The 502-nt window shown below is 76.1% G+C and carries 1 protein-coding gene; it reads left to right on the top strand.

The window, feature by feature from the left end; genetic code table 11:
- Positions 1–466, top strand: a 466-nt coding sequence (locus MY526_RS26975; protein WP_436705496.1) for an acyl-CoA dehydrogenase family protein, incomplete at its 5' end; no start/stop codon positions are given.
- Positions 467–502: the final 36 nt, after the last annotated feature.

The raw sequence follows: 502 nt of genomic DNA, 5'->3' as shown, positions 1-502 counted from the left end.
GGCCCGGTTCGCGCTGGCCCGGGCGGTGCAGCTGGCCGCCGCGCTGGAGCAGGTGCTGGCCTGGACGGTGCAGTACGCCGGCGAGCGCCACCAGTTCGGCCGCCCGCTGAGCAAGTTCCAGGCCATCCAGATGGAGCTGGCCCAGATGGCCGGCGAGGTCACCGCCGCCACCGCCCTGGTCGACGCCGCCGTGCAGACCCTCGACCGCGGCGGCGACGTCGTGCTGGCCGCCGCCGCCGCGAAGGTCCGCGCCGGGGCCGCGGTCGAGGTCGTGGCCCGGCTGGCCCACCAGGTGCACGGCGCGATCGGCTTCACCCAGGAACACCGGCTGCACCACCTGACCCGGCGCTGCTGGTCCTGGCGCGACGAGGCCGGCTCCGAGCTCACCTGGGCCGGCGTCCTCGGCGTCGGCCTGCTCGCCGCCGGCCCCGACCAGCTCTGGCCCGCCCTCACCCGCGTCGTCTGAGAGCCGGCCGAAGGGCAGAAATGGCCATTTCTGCCC

Source organism: Geodermatophilus sp. CPCC 205761, from assembly GCF_051383655.1.
Taxonomy (GTDB): Bacteria; Actinomycetota; Actinomycetes; order Mycobacteriales; family Geodermatophilaceae; genus Geodermatophilus.
Note: the sequence above shows the minus strand (reverse complement) of the source record. Positions and strands in the feature narration are given on the sequence as shown.